We start from the raw sequence: 16,648 nt of genomic DNA, 5'->3' as shown, positions 1-16,648 counted from the left end.
GCCCGGCGTGGCCCCGGGTCACGCGGCCAGCACCCGCGAGCCGCCCACCGGCAGGTCCCACAGCTCGTGGCGCGGCCGGCCCGTGCGGTCCCAGGCCGCCAGCAGCCGCTCCAGCGGTTCCCGCACAGGCTCCGCGGAGAGCACGAACGTCGCCCAGTGCATGGGCGCCATGTTCCGCGCACCGAGGTCCTCGAAGGCGCGCACGGCCTCCTCGGGGTCGGTGTGCACATCGCTGAGCCACCAGCGCGGGGCGTACGCCCCGATGGGCAGCAGCGCCAGGTCGATGCCCGGATGGCGGCGGCCGATCTCCCGGAACCAGTGCCCGTATCCGGTGTCGCCCGCGAAGTACACCGAGCGGCCCGGGGCATCGGTGAGCACCCAGCCCCCCCACAGCGAGCGGCAGGTGTCGAGGAGGGTGCGCTTGGACCAGTGGTGGGCCGGTACGAAGTCGAAGCGCACGCCGTCCAGTTCGGCACCCTCCCACCAGTCGAGTTCGGTGACCCGGGTGAAGCGGCGCCGCCGGAACCAGCGGCCGAGTCCCGCGGGCACGAACAGCGGGGTGCGGCGGGGCAGCCGCCGCAGCGTGGGCGCGTCGAGGTGGTCGAAGTGGTTGTGGCTGATGACGACCGCGTCCACGGGCGGCAGGTCCTCCCAGCGCACGCCCACCGGAGTGATGCGCGCCGGGGTGCCGAGGATGCGGCGGGACCAGACGGGGTCGGTGAGGACGGTGAGCCCGCCGATGCGCAGCACCCAGCTCGCGTGCCCGGCCCACGTGACGGCGACGGTGGTGACGTCCGCCTCGGGCAGCGGGCCCGGTGCGAAGGGCAGCAGCGGGATGTCCCGCAGGCCCGCGGGGCCGGGGCGTACCGCGCCCTCCCTGGCGAGCCTGGCGAGTGCCCGGACTCCCGGGAGAGGGGCGGTCAGCCGGTCGGCGAAGGATCTCGGCCAGATGCGGACCTCGCCGAGGAGGCGGGTCGTGCGGGGCGGAAGCCCCGTACGACCCGGTCGCGTGTCCGCCGGATGCTGTGCGGGTCCGGTCTGTTCTGCCTGCTCCGTCATCCTGGTCTCCCGTCAACGCGTCAGCGCAGCTCGTCGAAGGCCGATCCGAGGTTGTGCAATGCCCGCTCGACATGGGGCAGTTCCAGTGGGGTGGGTGAATCGAGCGCGGCCAGCTGCTCCTCGGCGGTCGCGCCGAGCAGCGGCCCCGTGGACAGCCGCACCCGCAGCGCGCCCAGCTCGTCGCCGAAGCGGTGCCCGCCGGGGACGGACATATGGAGCCGGTTGCCGAGGTACTCCTCCAGTTCCATGGAGTCCCCGACGCCGCGCTCGGCCAGCCGGCCGCGCAACGGGCCCAGGTCCGCGTAGAGATGGCGGCCCGCCTGCGGAGGGCGGGAAACGGCGCCGGCCACGAGCACGACGTGGTACACGGCCGCGGCGACCTGCGCGTGCAGGGCGGCGGCACGGAACGCGCGTTCGGCCGTCTCGGGCGGCTCGTCCAGCACATGGGCCGCGGCGGCCGAGAGGGGCGCGGGAACGGCGGCGCCCAGCGCGGTGAGGAAGTCCAGAGTGCGGGCGCGCCGGGCGGCGCCCTCCTCGCCGGGCGGGAAGCGGGCGATCGCGACGGGCCAGGACTGAGGCGTGAGGGCGCCCGCGAGATCACTGATGACCGTGACATCGCCGGGGCACATCTCCGCCGGGCTGACCAGGACGGTGTCCCGCGGCCTGTGGAGCGTGTCGCGCCACGTCTCGTCGCTGATGATGTGCAGCCCCTCGCCGACGGCGGCCTCGCAGGCCTCGCGCACGGTCTCCGGCGGGGCGACGGTGGCGGTGGGGTCGTCGGGGACGCACAGCAGGAGCAGTCGTGGCCTGCCGCCCTCGCTGCGCACCCGCCGTACGGTCTCCAGCAGCGCGAACGGGTCCGGCACGCCGCCGCACTCGGCCGGGGTCGGCACGTGGTAGGCCGGGCGGCCCAGCAGCCGTGTCTGCGGCGTCCACCAAGCGGGGCAGGGGCGGGGCATGAGCACGTCGCCGTCGTACGCGCCCAGCAGGGCGAACAGCAGAGGCTGTGCGCCGGAGGCGGCGACGACCTCGGAGAGACCACTCGGCAGGCCGCGCCGCTGCCAGTACCCGCAGGCCGCCTCGCGGAGTGCCGGACCGCCGCCGGGCGGCTCGCTGCGGGCGATGCCCGCGGCTCCGGCCAGGACGGCGGCGATGCCCTGCGGCACCGGCAGCCCGGTCTCGGGCGCGTGCGGCCCGTACCGGACGGGGCCACGTCCCTCGGACGCCGTGCCCTGCATCGCGCCACCTCCACACGCTCCCGCGCTCACCGGCGCGGGCCTGGGCCCGGCCTCCGCTCTGCGGATGCCGGACGCCTGCCCGCCTCCTAGCCCTTTATACGAAGGTTTGGCCGATGCCGCCGCGCGGGCGGTGGCCGCGGGGCCGGCCGAGCCCCCGTCACAACCGCCTGCGCGGGGCCGGACGGGTCGGGCACGGCGTGGGGCGCGCACCCGTGGGGTATCCGCGAGGCATGCCAGAAGTCGACGCACAGGAAATCACGCACCTCCGCGGGCGGATCGCCGCACTCCTCGGCACCTGGGACCGGCAGCTGCACCGTGCCGTCGCCGAGCGCGCCTGGCCGGGCGCGGAACCGGTCCTGCCGCGGCTCAGCAGGAGCGCCGACCACGGGCTGCTCTGGTTCGGGACGGCAGCCGGAATCGCCCTGGCCGGACGCGGGGCACGCTCACGGCGGGCGGCGGTGCGGGGCGTCGCGTCCCTCGCGGTGGCGTCGGCACTGATCAACACCGTCGGCAAGCGCTCCGTCCGCAGGAACCGGCCCCTGCTCGACGCCGTGCCGGTGATACGGCAGCTGAAGCGGCATCCGTTCACCACGTCCTTCCCTTCCGGGCACGCCGCGTCGGCCGCGGCCTTCACCACCGGCGTCGCGCTGGAGTCCAGGGGCTGGGGCGCCGCCGTCGCGCCGGTCGCCGCGTCCGTCGCGTTCTCCCGCGTCTACACGGGCGTGCACTATCCGAGCGACGTGCTCGTGGGCGCGGCGCTCGGCGTGGGCGCCGCGTTCGCGGTGCGCGGCCTCGTGCCGACGCGGTCCCAGCTGCCCGCACCGGCCCGCCCCGCGGCAGAGGCACCCGCGCTGCGGGGCGGTGACGGCCTGGTGGTCGTCGTCAACCGCGAGTCGGGATCCGCGGACTGCGCCGTGGAGGTGCGCAGCGAACTGCCGCTCGCGGAGGTCGTGGAATGCGCCCCCGACGAGCTGGCGGCCCAGCTCGCCAAGGCCACGGGCCGCGCCCGGGCCCTGGGAATCGTCGGCGGTGACGGCACGGTCAACCGGGCGGCCGCCGTGGCCGCCGAGAACGGCCTCCCGCTCGCGGTCTTCCCCGGCGGCACGCTCAACCACTTCGCCTACGACCTGGGCATAGAGTCCGTCCGCGACACCTGCCGGGCGGTGGAGGCCGGGGAGGCCGTCGGAGTGGACCTGGGGCGCTTCACTCCGGGGCCCGGCGGCAGCGCGGCCCCCGGCTACTTCCTCAACACGTTCAGCCTGGGCGTGTATCCCGAGCTGGTGCGCGTCCGGGAGCGCTGGTCGCCCCGGATCGGCGCCTGGCCGGCCGGTGTGCTGGCGGCGTCCCGGGTGCTGCGGGGTGAACATCCGCTGGAGGCCGAGGTGCAGGGGCGGCGCCGCCCGATGTGGCTGCTGTTCGCGGGCAACGGGGTGTACCGGGGCGTCGGCCCCACCCCCGGTCACCGCGCCGATCTGGCCGACGGTCTGCTCGACGTCCGCGTGGTGCACGGCGGGCGTGCTCCGGGCTGGCGGCTGCTGGGCGCCGCGCTCGCGGGCAGGCTGAAGCGGTCGCCGGTGCACGCGGCCCGGCCGCTGCGCCACGTGCGCATCGAGGGTCTCGCACCGGGCACACCGCTGGCGTACGACGGCGAAGTGGCCCCGTCGCCACCCGAGTTGACGGTGGACAAGCTGGTGGGCGCGCTGACGGTCTACCGGCCGCAGGAGCTGCTCTGACGGTCGGCCGGAAAGGGCTCCGGGAGACGACGATTTCCGGGCTGGACGTGTGCCGCCCGGAAAAATCGGATCGACGTGCTCCCCTCGCGTCCCGCACCATGGCACAGCGCGCTTCGGCGGCCGGCCACGGGGGTGCTGGTCGCCGGGGCCCTTCCGTTCAGGTTCTCGCGGCGTCCGCGAAGCGCTCGGCGTAGCGCCGCTGCCACGGCGTCTCCACGGCGTGGCGGTCGTAGTGGGCACGGACGTACGCCACAGCCTCGCCGGCCGGGACGCCGTCGAGAACGGCCAGGCAGGCCAGGGCGGTTCCTGTCCGGCCGCGGCCGCCTCCGCACGCGATCTCGACGCGCTCGGCCGCCGCCCGTTCCCACACCTCGCGCAGCAGTTCGCGCGCCCGGTCACGGTCCGTGGGGAGGCGGAAGTCCGGCCAGCGCAGCCAGCGCGCCTCCCAGTCGGCGTGCGGCGGCTGCTTGCCCAGCAGGTACACGGCGAACTGCGGCCGCTGTCCCTCGGGCAGCGGGCGGCGCAGGCCGCGGCCCCGGACGAGCCTGCCGGAGGGGAGCCGGAGCACGCCGGGTGCGGTCGGGTTCCAGGTCTCTGTCATCAGCCGATTATCGCCTCCTGCGGGGCCGTTGTCCGGCCCACCGCCCGATGTGCCCCCCGAATCGTGTCCACTATTCGAGATACCTATCTCGTCATTCAGGACGCACACGATACGGTGAGCACCCACCTCAGCGAAGGAGAGCGGCCATGCCGAAGGAGACCGCCGTCTACACCCACGGGCACCACGAGTCCGTGCTGCGCTCGCACACCTGGCGGACCGCCGAGAACTCCGCGGCGTACCTCCTCGGCGAACTCCGGCCGGGGCTGGGCGTGCTGGACGTCGGCTGCGGACCGGGCACGATCACGGCGGACTTCGCCGCACTCGTCGCGCCGGGACGGGTCACCGCGGTGGACGCCGCGGAGGACGTGCTGGCGCAGGCCCGTGGGCACGCCGAGGAACGCGGTCTCGACAACGTCCGCTTCACGGTCGCCGACGTCCACGACCTCGACTTCCCCGACGACTCCTTCGACGTCGTCCACGCCCACCAGGTGCTGCAGCACGTGGGCGATCCGGTGCAGGCTCTGCGGGAGATGCGACGGGTGTGCCGTCCCGGCGGCGTCGTCGCGGCACGCGACAGCGACTACGGCGCCTTCACCTGGTTCCCCGAACTGCCGGTACTGACCGAGTGGCAGGAGCTGTACTCCCGGGTGGCGCGCGCCAACGGCGGCGAGCCCGACGCCGGCCGCAGGCTGCTGTCCTGGGCCCGCGCCGCGGGCTTCACCGACATCACGGCGAGCGCGGGCACCTGGTGTTTCGCGACGCCCGAGGAGCGGACGTGGTGGAGCGGTCTGTGGGCGGACCGCACGACCGCCTCGGTGTACGCGCGGATCGCGGTGGAGGGCGGCCATGCCGACGCCGGGCAGCTCGCCGCGATCGCGGACGCCTGGCGCGCCTGGGGCGCCGAGGACGACGCCTGGTTCCTGGTCCCTCACGGCGAGATCCTGTGCCGGGTCTGAGCGTCTCGTGGGGCACCTGACAGGGCCCTCCGACCCCAACTACCCTCCTGTGCATGGAGATCCTCGGAACCACTCTTCGTATCTGCGTCGACGACCTCGAGGAGTCGGCCGCCTTCTACGAGCGGCTCACGGGCGCGCCGCCGCTGCGTTTCGAGCGGGGCGGCGTGCGTGTCGCGGCGATCGGCTGCTTCCTGCTGATGAGCGGTCCGGAGTCGGAGCTCGAGGTGCTGCGCAAGGTGGCGGCGACGATAGCGGTGAAGGACGTGGACGAGGCGTACGAGTCGCTCACCGCAGGCGGCGCCCAGGTCGTCGCCGGTCCGGTGCCGACCCCGGTGGGGCGCAACCTGATCGCCGTCCACCCGGACGGGTCGGTCTTCGAGTACGTGGACCAGAAAGCGGCCTGACGGAACGGATCAACGACTGGCGGGCGCGGTCATCTCGCGGGTGATCGCCCAGCGTTCGTGGTCGCGCCAGGCGCCGTCGACGTGGAGGAAGTCCGGCGAGTAACCCTCCAGCCGGAACCCGGCCGACCGTACGAGGCCGATGGAGGCGGTGTTGCCCGGCTGGATGTTGGCCTCCAGGCGGTGCAGTCCGAGCGGGCCGAAGGCGTGGGCGAGGAGGAGGCGCAGTGCCTCGCCCATGAGGCCGCGTCCGGCGGCGTGGGCGAAGGCGCCGTAGCCGAGCGCGCCGCTGAGGAACGCGCCTTCGACGATGTTGTTGATGTTGATGAAGCCCGCGATGGCGCCGGTGTCTCGTTCACAGACGAGGAAGCCTGCTCTCGCCGGGTCCTCGATGAGCCGCCCCGCGTAGGCGGCGTAGGCGTCCGCGGTGAGCGGCGGGAAGAGCCAGGGCCGGTGGTGCCCGGTGCTCTGCCGGGCGCGTGCTGTGAACTCCGCCCCGTCGTCGTGGGTAAAGGGACGCAGGACGATCCGGGCACCGGTCACGGCGCGGGAGGCGGGTGTCGGCGGCATCGCGCCAGCCTAGCGGGGGTGATGCCCCGGGCCCGGGGACGGCGGCGTCCGCCGTGCCCTGGCCCCGGGCTGCGGCGGCGTCCGCTGGGGGCACCGCCCCCGGCCCTCCGCCTACGCCCGGCGGCTGCGGGACATGTTCGGCTCCGCCACGCCCGGCGGCTGTGGACGGTCCGCCTCCGCTGTGCCCGGTCGGCGCCGCAGGTTCCTGCCACGGCCCGGCGGCCGTGGGAGGGGCCCCCGGCGAAGCCAGGGGGTGCCCGCCCGGAACTGGATGCCGCCGCGCGACATCCAGCTCCGGGGGCGCCCGCCCATGCCGCCGAAGGCCCGGTTCTGGTCGCGAAGCGCTGTCCGGGCCGGACGGGTGCGGGGCTGGGCCGCAGCACCGTACGGGGCCGACGAGTCCGGGCGAAGCCCCGGTTCGGCGGAGGCGAGCGGTGCCGGAGCGCCGGGATCAGTGGTGGGCGAGCACGAGCGGGGCCTCGCCGTCGGCCTCGGCGTCCGCCGGGTCGGGCCGCTGGATGAGCAGGGAGGCGACGACACCGATGCCGAGGAGCGCCAGCGCCGCGTACATGGCGTGCTGATAGCCGGCCGCGGTGGGCCCGTGGGCGTCGCTGCCCGCCGTGATCATGGCCGACGCCAGGGCGATGCCGAGCGAGGCGCCGATGCCGAAGCAGGCGCCGTTCAGGCCGGAGAGCGAGCCGGGCTTGTCCTTGGGCGCGGTCGTGACGGCGAGGCCGTTGAGACCGGTCAGCATGAAGCCGCCGTACGTCACGCCGAGCGCGGCGAGCGAGGCCACGAGGATCCACTCGTGGTGCAGGAAGAGCGTGGCGAAGACGAAGATCACGAAGTTGGCGACCGCTCCGGCCACCACGATCCTGCGCCAGCCGGCCTTCGGTCCCAGCCGGCCGGTGAGGGGCGCAGAGATCACGCCGATGAGCTGGATGGGGGTGAGGAAGAGGAAGGCCGCGGCCACGGCGGACAGGCCGAGGCCGACTCGGGCGTCCTGCGAGAACAGCGGGATGGTGAGCGCGATCGCGCCGAAGGCGCCGCCGAGGGTGCAGATCGTGGTGAGCAGCAGCGGCCAGGCACGGCGGGAGGCGAGCACGTCGATGTCGATGACCGGGTTGGCCGCGGACTTCTGCGAGACGACGAAGACGACGAGGGCCAGCAGTCCGCCGAGCAGGAAGGCCAGGGTCAGCGGGGAGGTCCAGCCCCAGGCCGCGCCCTGGGCGAGGCCGACGAGCACACCGGTGAGGCCGATCGACAGGGCGGTGATGCCGCGCGCGTCGAAGGGGGCGTCCGCCGTGGTCGGCGGCACGTCGGGGACGTACCTGCGGACACCGATCAGGCCGGCGACGGCGATGAGCGTGGAGCACACGAAGATGCCGCGGAAGCCGATCGTGTCGGCGATCTGGCCGCCCGCGACGGCGTCGACACCGGCGAGTCCGCCGTTGACGGCGGTGATGATGCCCGCGGCCCTGCCGAAGCCGGCCGGGCTCAGCAGCTGGTTCAGGGTGAGGAAGGCGAGCGTGAACATCGCGGCGGAGACACCCTGCAGGATGCGGCCGGCGATGAAGATCTCGATGTTCGGGGCGAAGACGCACAGCAGGTTGCCCGCGATGAGCACGAACGCGCAGACGATCATCATGGGCTTGCGGCCGCGCTGGTCGCTGAGGCGGGCCAGGGTGACCTGGCCGATGGCGGCCATGAGGAAGAACAGCGTCTGGGAGAGGCCCGCGGCCGCCGTGGTGGTGCCGAGGCGCTCGATCACATCGGGCAGTGCGGGGCTGAGCATGGTCGCGTTGATCTGGTAGCCGAGCACGGCCAGGACCATGGCCAGCAGCATCGGGCCCCGGCCCGCGAGATCGGATTCGGACCCGGAACGCCTCCGGCCGAGCGTGGTCGACATGTCGGCCCCTTTGCCTTGGATGTCATGCCTCGATGGAACAGGTACAGCAGCCTTGTCAGACAAGCTGCGCCACACAGGGTGGAATCTACGTGCGTAGAACGTCAAGCCCTTCGTGACGTGACGCACAACGGGCTCGTACCGTCCGGACAGGACTAGGGCGGCCCCGCGTTGCTCCGGGGGCGCGCGCTCGCATAACTTGCTGACAAGTGAGCCGAGGAGGGCCAGTGGCAGTCAGCGGGCAGCAGCGGAGACCGGTCGTGGTCCTGTACGAGCGGATCGCGGACGCCATCCACGACGGCACCTATCCGCCGGGGTCCACCCTCCCTTCGGAGCCGCGCCTGGCCACCGAGCTCGGCGTGAGTCGGCCGGCCCTGCGCGAGGCGCTGCTGCTGCTCCAGGAGGACGGCCTGCTCTCGGTGCGCAGGGGCGTGGGCCGCACGGTCAACGACAGCCCGCCCAGGCGCGGTTACGAGCACATCCAGCCGCTGGAGGACCTGCTGGGCGCGGGGCAGGCGCTGCGGGTGCGGCCCCTGCTGCGGACCGTCGAGGAGCCCACCGACTTCACCACCCAGCACCTGCTCGCGCCCGCCGCGGCGGAGCTGCGCTTCTGGGAGTCGCTGCTGACCGGTGACGGTGCGGCGGCGGCGCTCAGCCAGGAGTGGGCGGCCGCGGAGGAGACCCTTCAGCGGCACCACCCCGACTTCGCCGAGGCGCTGCGGTCGGCACCGCAGGCGGCCTCCTCGATGCTCTCGGTGCTGGCGGCAGCCTCACGGGGAACGCCGCTGACCGCGCACAGCGGGATCAGCGCGACGCTGCTCGGCCGGCGCCGCGGCGAACAGCTGGGGCGCCCGGCGGACACGCCCGCCGTGCTGGTCACGCAGGTGGTGCGGGTGGACGGCGTCCCGCTCCTGGCGGCCAAGCACATGCTGCCGACGGGGGCGCCCGCACTGCCGGTCCTCCAGTCGAACTGACGCGCCCCCGCATCGGCGGGAGGTGCCGTACACTCCCGATGCATGCACTTGTCTGACATCCAGCGCGCTCCCAAGGTGGTCCTCCACGACCACCTCGACGGCGGTCTGCGCCCCGCCACGATCATCGAGCTGGCCCGCGCCTGCGGCTACCGGGCCCTTCCCACCGAGGACCCGGAAGCCCTCGCCGTCTGGTTCCGCGACGCCGCGGACTCCGGCTCGCTGGAGCGCTACCTGGAGACGTTCGCCCACACCTGCGCGGTGATGCAGACCCGCGAGGCGCTGGAGCGCGTCGCCGCCGAGTGCGCGGAGGACCTGGCCGCGGACGGCGTCGTGTACGCCGAGGTGCGGTACGCCCCCGAGCAGCACCAGGAGGGCGGGCTCACGCTCGACGAGGTCGTGGACGCGGTGAACGCGGGTCTGCGCGAGGGCGAGCGGCGCGCGGGCGGGCGCATCACGGTGCGCGCCCTGCTCACCGGTATGCGGCACACCGACCGCTCGCTGGAGATAGCGGAGCTGACCGTCGCGCACCGCGAGCGCGGCGTCGCGGGCTTCGACATCGCGGGCGGCGAGATCGGCAACCCGCCGGCCCGGCACCTGCCCGCGTTCCAGCACCTCAAGCGCCACAACTGCCACTTCACGATCCACGCCGGCGAGGCGGTCGGCGCCGAGTCGATCCACGAGGCGGTGCAGGTCTGCGGTGCCGAGCGCATCGGCCACGGGGTGCGCATCACCGACGACATCACGGTCCACGACGACGGCACGGCCACGCTCGGCCACCTCGCCTCGTACGTGCGCGACAACCGCATCGCGCTGGAGGTCTGCCCGACCTCCAACCTCCAGACGGGCGCGGCGAAGTCGTACGACACCCACCCGATCGACCTGCTGCGCCGCCTCGGCTTCCGCGTCACCCTGAACACCGACAACCGCCTGGTGTCCGGGACGGACATGAGCCTGGAGTTCGTGCACATGGCGGAGGCGTTCGGCTACGGCCCCGAGGTCTTCGAGGAGTTCACGGTCGCGGCGGCCGAGGCGGCGTTCCTGCCGCTGCCGGAGCGGCGGCGTCTGATCGACGAGGTGATCCGCCCGGGTTACGCGGCGCTGCGCTGACGCGCGTCGCGAGTCCGGCCGCGGACGGCCGCACGACACCGAACCGCCGCCGGTGGCTCCGGCGGCGGTCGGGGTGTGCGTCAGGCGTGGGCGCTTACCCGCGTCACCACTGGCAGTGGACGTGAGTGCTGTGCCCCCTGTCCCCCGGGCCCAGTACGAGCTTCGCGCCGTACGACTTGCACGCCTTCATCAGACGCTTCGCCTTGGTCAGGCCGGGGCCGCGGGTGGAGACGTACGAGCCGTTGACGATGTCGACATCGAACGCCCGTCCCTTGTAGTGGGCCGAGTTCGGCGAGTGCTTGCCGCCGGCGATCGCCGTGACGCGGAAGGTGAACCGCTTCTTGGCGTTCAGCTGCTGCATGGAGTGGAGCATCTTCGCGTTCAGCGGGACCTTCGCGCCCCGTGGGTGGGCGTATCTGCTGGTGTAGGCCTTCTTGCCGCGCGCGGTGTCCTTGATGTTGGCCTTCGCCGTCGAGCGGGGGTCCTTCACACCGCTGACGTGGTGGTTGAGCAGTTTGATGCCGTTGTTCTTGGCGATCTTCTTCGCCGACGCCTGGGCCGACGGTACGGCGGCGGCGGTCGCGGCGGCGGCGGTCGCGGCGACCGTGCGCGGCGCGGCGGGCTGGGCGACGGCAGGCAGGGCCGCGCCGGCCGTGAGCGACGACGCGAGAACGACGGAGGCCAGGAGCCTGGTGGGCTGCATGCGCTGTGGTTCCTTCCGGGTGTGCGATCAGCCGGGATGGGCGCAGCGGGCCCGGCAGGGCGTGACGGCCCTGCCGGGGCCGCTGCGGAGGATCAGTTGACGACCTTGAGCTGCTTCGGCCAGCCGTACTTGTTCGCCGTGCGGAACAGGTCCCTGATGTGCTTGTCCGAGAGCTTGATGCAGCCGAGGGAGTAGTAGTCCCTCGGTCCGTCCCAGGCGTACGGGTTGTCGCCGTTCGTCGGCCGGCCCGGCTTGCCGTTGGAGCGCATCTCGCTGTGGATGAACAACGCGTCGCGCTGGACCTTGCGCTGGCCGGGCTTCGGCTTGCACCACTTGTTCGAGACAGGGATGGCGTAGCCGTTGATGCCCTTGGGCCCGCCGTCCTTCCTCGTCGTCTGCTTGCCGACGTTGTACGTCCCGGTCGGCAGCCACCCGGCGTTCTTGGCGCACTCGTTCGTGCTGCCGTTGCCGGAGCCGGCCCGGTAGCTCCTGACGATCTTGTCCTTGCCTGGCCGGCTCTTCATGTAGTACAGCCGCGACTGGGTCGGGTCGGACCAGTTCTTGTCGAAGAGGAAGTAGTACTTGCTGGTCTTGCCGGCGGCCTTCGCGACGGCCGGTGCGTCGGCGGCCACCACGCCGTCCGGCGCCGGCGCCGCCTGGGTGGGCTGTGCGACGGCCATGACGCCGCCCGCCAGCAGGACACCCGTCAAAGCCGCACTCGTGAGTCGGTTCACTGTTCCGCTCCTCCAGTTCTCGGAATCCCCCGCGTTCGTCGGGGAGCGGCTCGATCCTGGATGGCCGATCCTGTGCGAACCTTGGCGAATCCTTGGCCCGCTGGTCATACCGTGCGCTGGATAACATGTGCGGCCGGGGGAGGAGAAACGGATGGACACTGAGTTAGGCGTGCTCGGCTCCGTCGAGGCACGAATTTCCGGCAGACCGGTCGACCTCGGTCCCGCCCGCCAGCGGTGCGTCCTCGCGGTTCTGGTCGTCGACGCCAACCGCCACGTCCCGGTCGACGAACTCACCTACCGGGTCTGGGGGCACAGCCCTCCGCGTGAGCCCCGCGGCAGCCTGTACAGCTACCTCTCCCGATTACGCCGTCTCCTCGGCGACGCCGAGGACGTGAGCCTCGACCGGCAGGCGGGCGGGTACCTCCTGACCATGGATCCGGGGGCCGTGGATCTTCACCGGTTCCGTGACCTGGTCACGCGGGCGCGCGCCGCCACCGACGAGGTCGCCGCTGCGGCGCTGTTCGACGACGCGCTCGGACTGTGGCGGGGACCGGCCTTCGGCACGCTCGACACCCCCTGGCTGAGCGATGTGCGCGACGTCCTGGCCCAGGAGCGCATCACCGCCCAGCTCGACCGCAACGACATCCAGCTGAGCCGGGGAAACCACGCCGAGCTGATCGCGGGACTCGTCGCGCTGACGGCCGAGCACCCGCTCGACGAGCGCCTCGCCGGCCAGTACATGCTCGCCCTGTACCGAAGCGGCCGCCCCTCCAGCGCACTTGCCGTCTACCGGGACATCCGCGACAGGCTGGCTGAGGAGCTCGGGACCAGTCCGCACCCGTCCCTGCAGCAGCTCCACCAGGAGATCCTGCGATCCTCCCCGTCCCTCGCCGTCCGGCCGACTGCCACCGGCCCGGCCTCCGCGTCCGCCCAGGACACAGCCGCGCCGCCGTCCCTCGCCGAGCCGTCGCCCGGGCCCGTACCGCCGCCGGTGCCTGTGGCGCAGCAACTGCCGGCTCCGCCCGCGGCCTTCGTCGGCCGGTCCCGCGAACTCACCTGCCTGGACGAGTTGGTGGACCGCGACGGCGAGGCGGAAACCACCGTCGGCATCGCCGCGATCACCGGCACGGGAGGCGTCGGCAAGACCTGTCTGGCCCTGCGGTGGGCCCACGACAACCTGGACAGGTTTCCCGACGGGCACCTCTACACCAACCTCCGGGGGTTCGACGCCACCGGTCGCCCCACGCCCCCCGACGAGGTGCTCCGCGCCTTCCTCGAAGCACTCGGCACAGCTCCCGGCGCGATCCCGGCCGGCGCCGACGCGCAGGCCGGTCTCTACCGCACCCTGACCGCCGGCCGCAGGATGCTGATCCTGCTCGACAACGCCCACGACACCGACCAGGTACTGCCCCTCCTGCCGGGCGGCTCGTCCTGCACGGTGGTCGTCACCAGTCGGCGGCAGCTCACGGGGCTGACATGTGCGCACGGCGCCCGGCCGCTCGCGCTGGATGCCCTGGAGCCCGACGAGGCCCGGCGGTTGCTCACCCGCCACCTCGGATCCGAGCGCGTCGGCGCCGAACCCCGGGACACCACCCGCATCTTGGAACGCTGCGCCGGCCTGCCGCTGGCGATCAGCATCCTGGCCGCACGCGCCGCGGCCAACCCCTCGTTCCCGCTCCAGGCCCTCGCCTCCGAGCTGGACGCCGCCTGGGAGGGCCTCGACGCCTTCGACGGCGGAGACCGGTCCGCCGACCTGCGGGCCGTGTTCTCGTGGTCGTACGCGGCACTCGCCGCCGGCCCGCGCCGGCTCTTCCGGCTGCTCGGGACGCACCCGGGACCGGATATTGCCATCCCCGCCGCTGCCGCCGTGGCCGGCCTCGGCCCGCGCGAGACACGGTCGCTGCTCGTGGAACTCGCCCGTGCCCACCTGGTGTCGGAACACGCCCCGGGCCGCTACACACTCCACGATCTGCTGCGCGAGTACGCCATCGAGCTGTCCGCCGAAGACCCCGAAGCGCCGCAGGCCCTCCTGCGCGGCGTCGACCATTCCCTGCACACAGCTCACGCCTGTGACCGGCTGCTCTGGCCGCACCGTGACCCGATCACCCTGGCCGCCGCGGTCCCTGGGGCGGCGCCCGTTCGGCACGCCGACGACCGGGAGGCACTGCAGTGGTTCGAGACCGAGCACGCGGTGCTCGCGGCGACGGTCGAGCAGACCCTCCGGGCCGAACTGCACCGCCACACGTGCCAACTGGCCTGGACTCTGAGCACGTATCACGGCCGGAAAGGCAAATGGCACGACGTGATCGCCACCCAGACGGCCGCCCTCGAAGCCGCGACCGCCCTTGACGATCCCTCGGAGCAGGCACGTGCCCATCGTGAACTCGGCTGTGCCTTCAACGAGATCGGCCGCCGTGACGAGGCTGACGATCACCTCGCGCGTGCTCTGGAGCTCTACCACGTCCTGGAGGACCGCGAGGGCGAGGCCCAGACCCGCCTCGTACTCGGCTGGATCTGCGACCGGCTCGGTGATCAGCGACAGGCCCTGCACCATGATCTTCTCGCCCTGGAGCTGTTCCAGGCGGCCGGCCACCTGGCCGGCCAGGCCAGAGCGCTCAACGCGGTCGGCTGGGACTACGCGCAGCTGAGCGAGTACGAGTCTGCGGCTGACCACTGCCGCGAAGCCCTCGCCATCCAGCAGAAGCTGGGAGACCGCCGCGGCGAGGCCAACACCTGGGACAGCCTGGGGTTCGCGTGCCAGCACCTCGGCGACTACGAAGCGGCCGTCATGTGTTACCGGTCGAGCCTCGCGCTGAACAAGGAGAACGGCCACAGGTTCAACCTCTTCGAGAACCTGGACCACCTCGGCGACGTCCACCGCGCCATGGGCGACGAGGACGCGGCCCGCGACTACTGGCGGCAGTCGGTGACGATTCTCAGGGAGCTGGGCAACTACGACGCCGACATCGACCGGATCACTGCCAAGATGCACTCAGCATGACGCTGCCACTGCCCCGCTCACGAACCGCGCCCAGCTCGCCCGGGACACGTGGAGTCCCGGGCGGGCCGTGTTCTTGGAGTCCCTGACGTGGACGGCGTCGACGGACGCGGCGACCTCGACGCAGTCGCCGCCGCCTGACCCGCTGTAGCTGCTCTTGAACCAGTTCAGCCGTTCCGGACCGTGTGCAGACTGCTCGGTGCTCATGCCTCTCCTGTCAGACGCTCGATGAGACGCGCAGACTCTTCGGCGTTCAGGGCCTGCGAGCGCAGCTTGCCATACCGTAAGCCGAAAGCACTGACGCTTGCGGGGTCGCTGACGACGACACCGGTCTCCTGGGACTCCACATACCCCACCTGCCGGTGCTCCAAGGTCTCCAGTACGACGAACGCGCCGTTCAGTCCGGGATGGAAGCCCCTGCCGGACGGCATGACCTGGACCTCCACGTTCCGTAACGCACGGACCGCCAGAAGACGTCGAAGCTGCCCGCGCATCACCTCCGGCCCGCCGATCGGATTGCGCAGTGCCGCCTCCTCGATCACGAACGACAGATCGACGAGCGGCGTACGCGTCAGCAGCTTCTGCCGGCCCAGCCGCGCCTCCGTGTGCTGCTCGATGATCTCGTCGTCCAAGGGCGGGCAGTGTCCGGCGAACAGCGCCCGCGCGTACTCCTCCGTCTGCAGCAGACCCGGCACGAGCAGCGGGTCGTACGAGAACCTGCTCACCGCCTCGTCTCGATCAGCGCGAAGTCCCAGAAGAACGCGGGCAGTTTTGCCCGGTCCACGTCGTCCTGGAGGACCGCCAGCGCCCCTCCGGCGCACAACACCCGCTCTGCCGCGTCCGTGAACGCGGCCTTCGCTGGGCGGCGGCCCTGCTCGATCGATGCTGCCTGCTCGTACGAGTAGCCGACGGCATCCGCGAGAGCCTGTTGTGTGTAGTGCGCCCGCTCCCGGAAAAGTTTGAGCAGCTTGCCGTAGCCGACCCAGATGACCGGCCGGTCGTCGTCCTTGTTCCGCTTCTTCGTGCGGCTGTTCGCCATGAGCCCACGCCCCCACGTGCCAACGTGTCTGTGCCTGTGCCTGTACCTGACACCGGTTGAACGGCCCTGGGCACTCCGTCGACACGGCCCACCACCCGTACAGGACCGCGCCCGACCCGTACAACACCTTCGGGTACGCATGCCCGACCTGGATGGGGCTGTCCGCGCGACGAGACGGTGACGCCATGAATACGGACTTTGAGTCACTCCCTCAAGTGCCTTCCCCCGAAGGCACGTTCGCCGTGCGGCTCAGCTCGACACCTCGCGGCGCGCGCCTCGCCCGCCACCTCGCGGTGCAGCAGCTCGCCGAGTGGGGCATCCCGCACGCGACGGGGACGTCGCACGCGGTCGCGATGGTCACGGCCGAGCTGGCCGCGAACGCGATCACGCACGGCCGCACACCCGGTCGCGATTTCCGCCTCGCGCTGCGCCTCCTGCCGGAGGTCATCCGCGTCGAGGTCACTGACACGCGGCCGGATCGCCTCCCGCATGCCGGGACGGCCCCGGCGACCGCGGCGACCGCGGCGACATCGGGGCGCGGGCTGCTGCTCGTGGGGGCGTATGCGCAGCACTGGGGTCACACGGTGAACGACCAGTTCACCAAGACGGTCTGGGCCGAGTTCTGACAC

15 protein-coding genes and 1 pseudogene are annotated in these 16,648 nt (G+C 72.6%); 7 read left to right on the top strand and 9 right to left on the bottom strand.

What is annotated here, in order from left to right:
- Window positions 1-18 precede the first annotated feature (18 nt).
- Both ACWD0A_RS20495 and ACWD0A_RS20490 read right to left on the bottom strand, forming a co-directional pair.
- Window positions 19-1,059, bottom strand: a complete 1,041-nt coding sequence (locus ACWD0A_RS20495; protein ID WP_451300013.1) for an MBL fold metallo-hydrolase — start codon at window positions 1,057-1,059, stop codon at window positions 19-21.
- A gap of 20 nt (window positions 1,060-1,079) precedes the next feature.
- The gene (locus ACWD0A_RS20490) at window positions 1,080-2,297 is read right to left on the bottom strand and encodes an aminotransferase class I/II-fold pyridoxal phosphate-dependent enzyme (RefSeq protein ID WP_451300012.1); all 1,218 of its coding nucleotides are present in this window, start codon (window positions 2,295-2,297) and stop codon (window positions 1,080-1,082) included.
- Window positions 2,298-2,527: 230 nt separating this feature from the next.
- Between ACWD0A_RS20490 and ACWD0A_RS20485 the strand changes: the two genes are divergently transcribed.
- Window positions 2,528-4,030, top strand: a complete 1,503-nt coding sequence (locus tag ACWD0A_RS20485; protein WP_451300010.1) for a phosphatase PAP2 family protein — start codon at window positions 2,528-2,530, stop codon at window positions 4,028-4,030.
- Between the two features lie 157 nt (window positions 4,031-4,187).
- Here the strand turns inward: ACWD0A_RS20485 and ACWD0A_RS20480 are convergent, their stop codons facing one another.
- Window positions 4,188-4,631: a protein-tyrosine phosphatase family protein gene (locus ACWD0A_RS20480; RefSeq protein ID WP_451300008.1), complete on the bottom strand. Its 444-nt coding sequence runs from the start codon at window positions 4,629-4,631 to the stop codon at window positions 4,188-4,190.
- A 146-nt stretch (window positions 4,632-4,777) separates the two neighbouring features.
- Between ACWD0A_RS20480 and ACWD0A_RS20475 the strand changes: the two genes are divergently transcribed.
- Window positions 4,778-5,587 (top strand): methyltransferase domain-containing protein, encoded by an 810-nt coding sequence (locus ACWD0A_RS20475; RefSeq protein WP_451300006.1) that lies wholly within the window; start codon window positions 4,778-4,780, stop codon window positions 5,585-5,587.
- Between the two features lie 53 nt (window positions 5,588-5,640).
- Complete coding sequence (locus ACWD0A_RS20470) at window positions 5,641-5,991, top strand: VOC family protein (protein WP_307712574.1); 351 nt, start codon at window positions 5,641-5,643, stop codon at window positions 5,989-5,991.
- Window positions 5,992-6,000: 9 nt separating this feature from the next.
- Here the strand turns inward: ACWD0A_RS20470 and ACWD0A_RS20465 are convergent, their stop codons facing one another.
- The gene (locus tag ACWD0A_RS20465) at window positions 6,001-6,558 is read right to left on the bottom strand and encodes a GNAT family N-acetyltransferase (protein WP_451300004.1); all 558 of its coding nucleotides are present in this window, start codon (window positions 6,556-6,558) and stop codon (window positions 6,001-6,003) included.
- A 451-nt stretch (window positions 6,559-7,009) separates the two neighbouring features.
- Window positions 7,010-8,467 carry an MFS transporter gene (locus tag ACWD0A_RS20460; protein ID WP_451300002.1) on the bottom strand — a complete coding sequence of 486 codons (1,458 nt, stop codon included), beginning with the start codon at window positions 8,465-8,467 and terminating at the stop codon, window positions 7,010-7,012.
- Between the two features lie 224 nt (window positions 8,468-8,691).
- On the opposite strand from ACWD0A_RS20460, the gene ACWD0A_RS20455 reads away from it, so the two are divergent.
- Together ACWD0A_RS20455 and ACWD0A_RS20450 are read left to right on the top strand one after the other, a co-directional pair.
- Window positions 8,692-9,438: a GntR family transcriptional regulator gene (locus ACWD0A_RS20455; RefSeq protein ID WP_451300000.1), complete on the top strand. Its 747-nt coding sequence runs from the start codon at window positions 8,692-8,694 to the stop codon at window positions 9,436-9,438.
- Between the two features lie 42 nt (window positions 9,439-9,480).
- Window positions 9,481-10,545, top strand: a complete 1,065-nt coding sequence (locus ACWD0A_RS20450) for an adenosine deaminase (RefSeq protein WP_451299998.1) — start codon at window positions 9,481-9,483, stop codon at window positions 10,543-10,545.
- A gap of 103 nt (window positions 10,546-10,648) precedes the next feature.
- Here the strand turns inward: ACWD0A_RS20450 and ACWD0A_RS20445 are convergent, their stop codons facing one another.
- Window positions 10,649-11,248 (bottom strand): hypothetical protein, encoded by a 600-nt coding sequence (locus ACWD0A_RS20445; protein WP_451299996.1) that lies wholly within the window; start codon window positions 11,246-11,248, stop codon window positions 10,649-10,651.
- 92 nt (window positions 11,249-11,340) lie between these two features.
- On the bottom strand, window positions 11,341-11,982 hold the full coding sequence (locus ACWD0A_RS20440) for a L,D-transpeptidase (protein ID WP_451299994.1): 642 nt from the start codon (window positions 11,980-11,982) through the stop codon (window positions 11,341-11,343).
- 151 nt (window positions 11,983-12,133) lie between these two features.
- On the opposite strand from ACWD0A_RS20440, the gene ACWD0A_RS20435 reads away from it, so the two are divergent.
- Complete coding sequence (locus ACWD0A_RS20435) at window positions 12,134-14,983, top strand: AfsR/SARP family transcriptional regulator (protein WP_451299992.1); 2,850 nt, start codon at window positions 12,134-12,136, stop codon at window positions 14,981-14,983.
- Here ACWD0A_RS20435 and ACWD0A_RS20430 read toward each other — a convergent pair.
- Window positions 14,975-15,187: a DUF397 domain-containing protein gene (locus tag ACWD0A_RS20430; RefSeq protein WP_451299990.1), complete on the bottom strand. Its 213-nt coding sequence runs from the start codon at window positions 15,185-15,187 to the stop codon at window positions 14,975-14,977. The genes ACWD0A_RS20435 and ACWD0A_RS20430 overlap by 9 nt on opposite strands.
- A pseudogene (locus ACWD0A_RS20425) lies at window positions 15,184-16,019 on the bottom strand (helix-turn-helix domain-containing protein). Before ACWD0A_RS20425 ends, ACWD0A_RS20430 begins: the two are co-directional and overlap by 4 nt.
- A 185-nt stretch (window positions 16,020-16,204) precedes the next feature.
- Between ACWD0A_RS20425 and ACWD0A_RS20420 the strand changes: the two are divergent.
- Window positions 16,205-16,645, top strand: a complete 441-nt coding sequence (locus ACWD0A_RS20420) for an ATP-binding protein (protein ID WP_451299988.1) — start codon at window positions 16,205-16,207, stop codon at window positions 16,643-16,645.
- Window positions 16,646-16,648 lie beyond the last annotated feature (3 nt).

Source organism: Streptomyces sp. NPDC002867 (assembly GCF_053591895.1).
The sequence above is the reverse complement of the archived record's forward strand: the minus strand, read 5'-3'. Positions and strand labels throughout refer to the sequence as shown.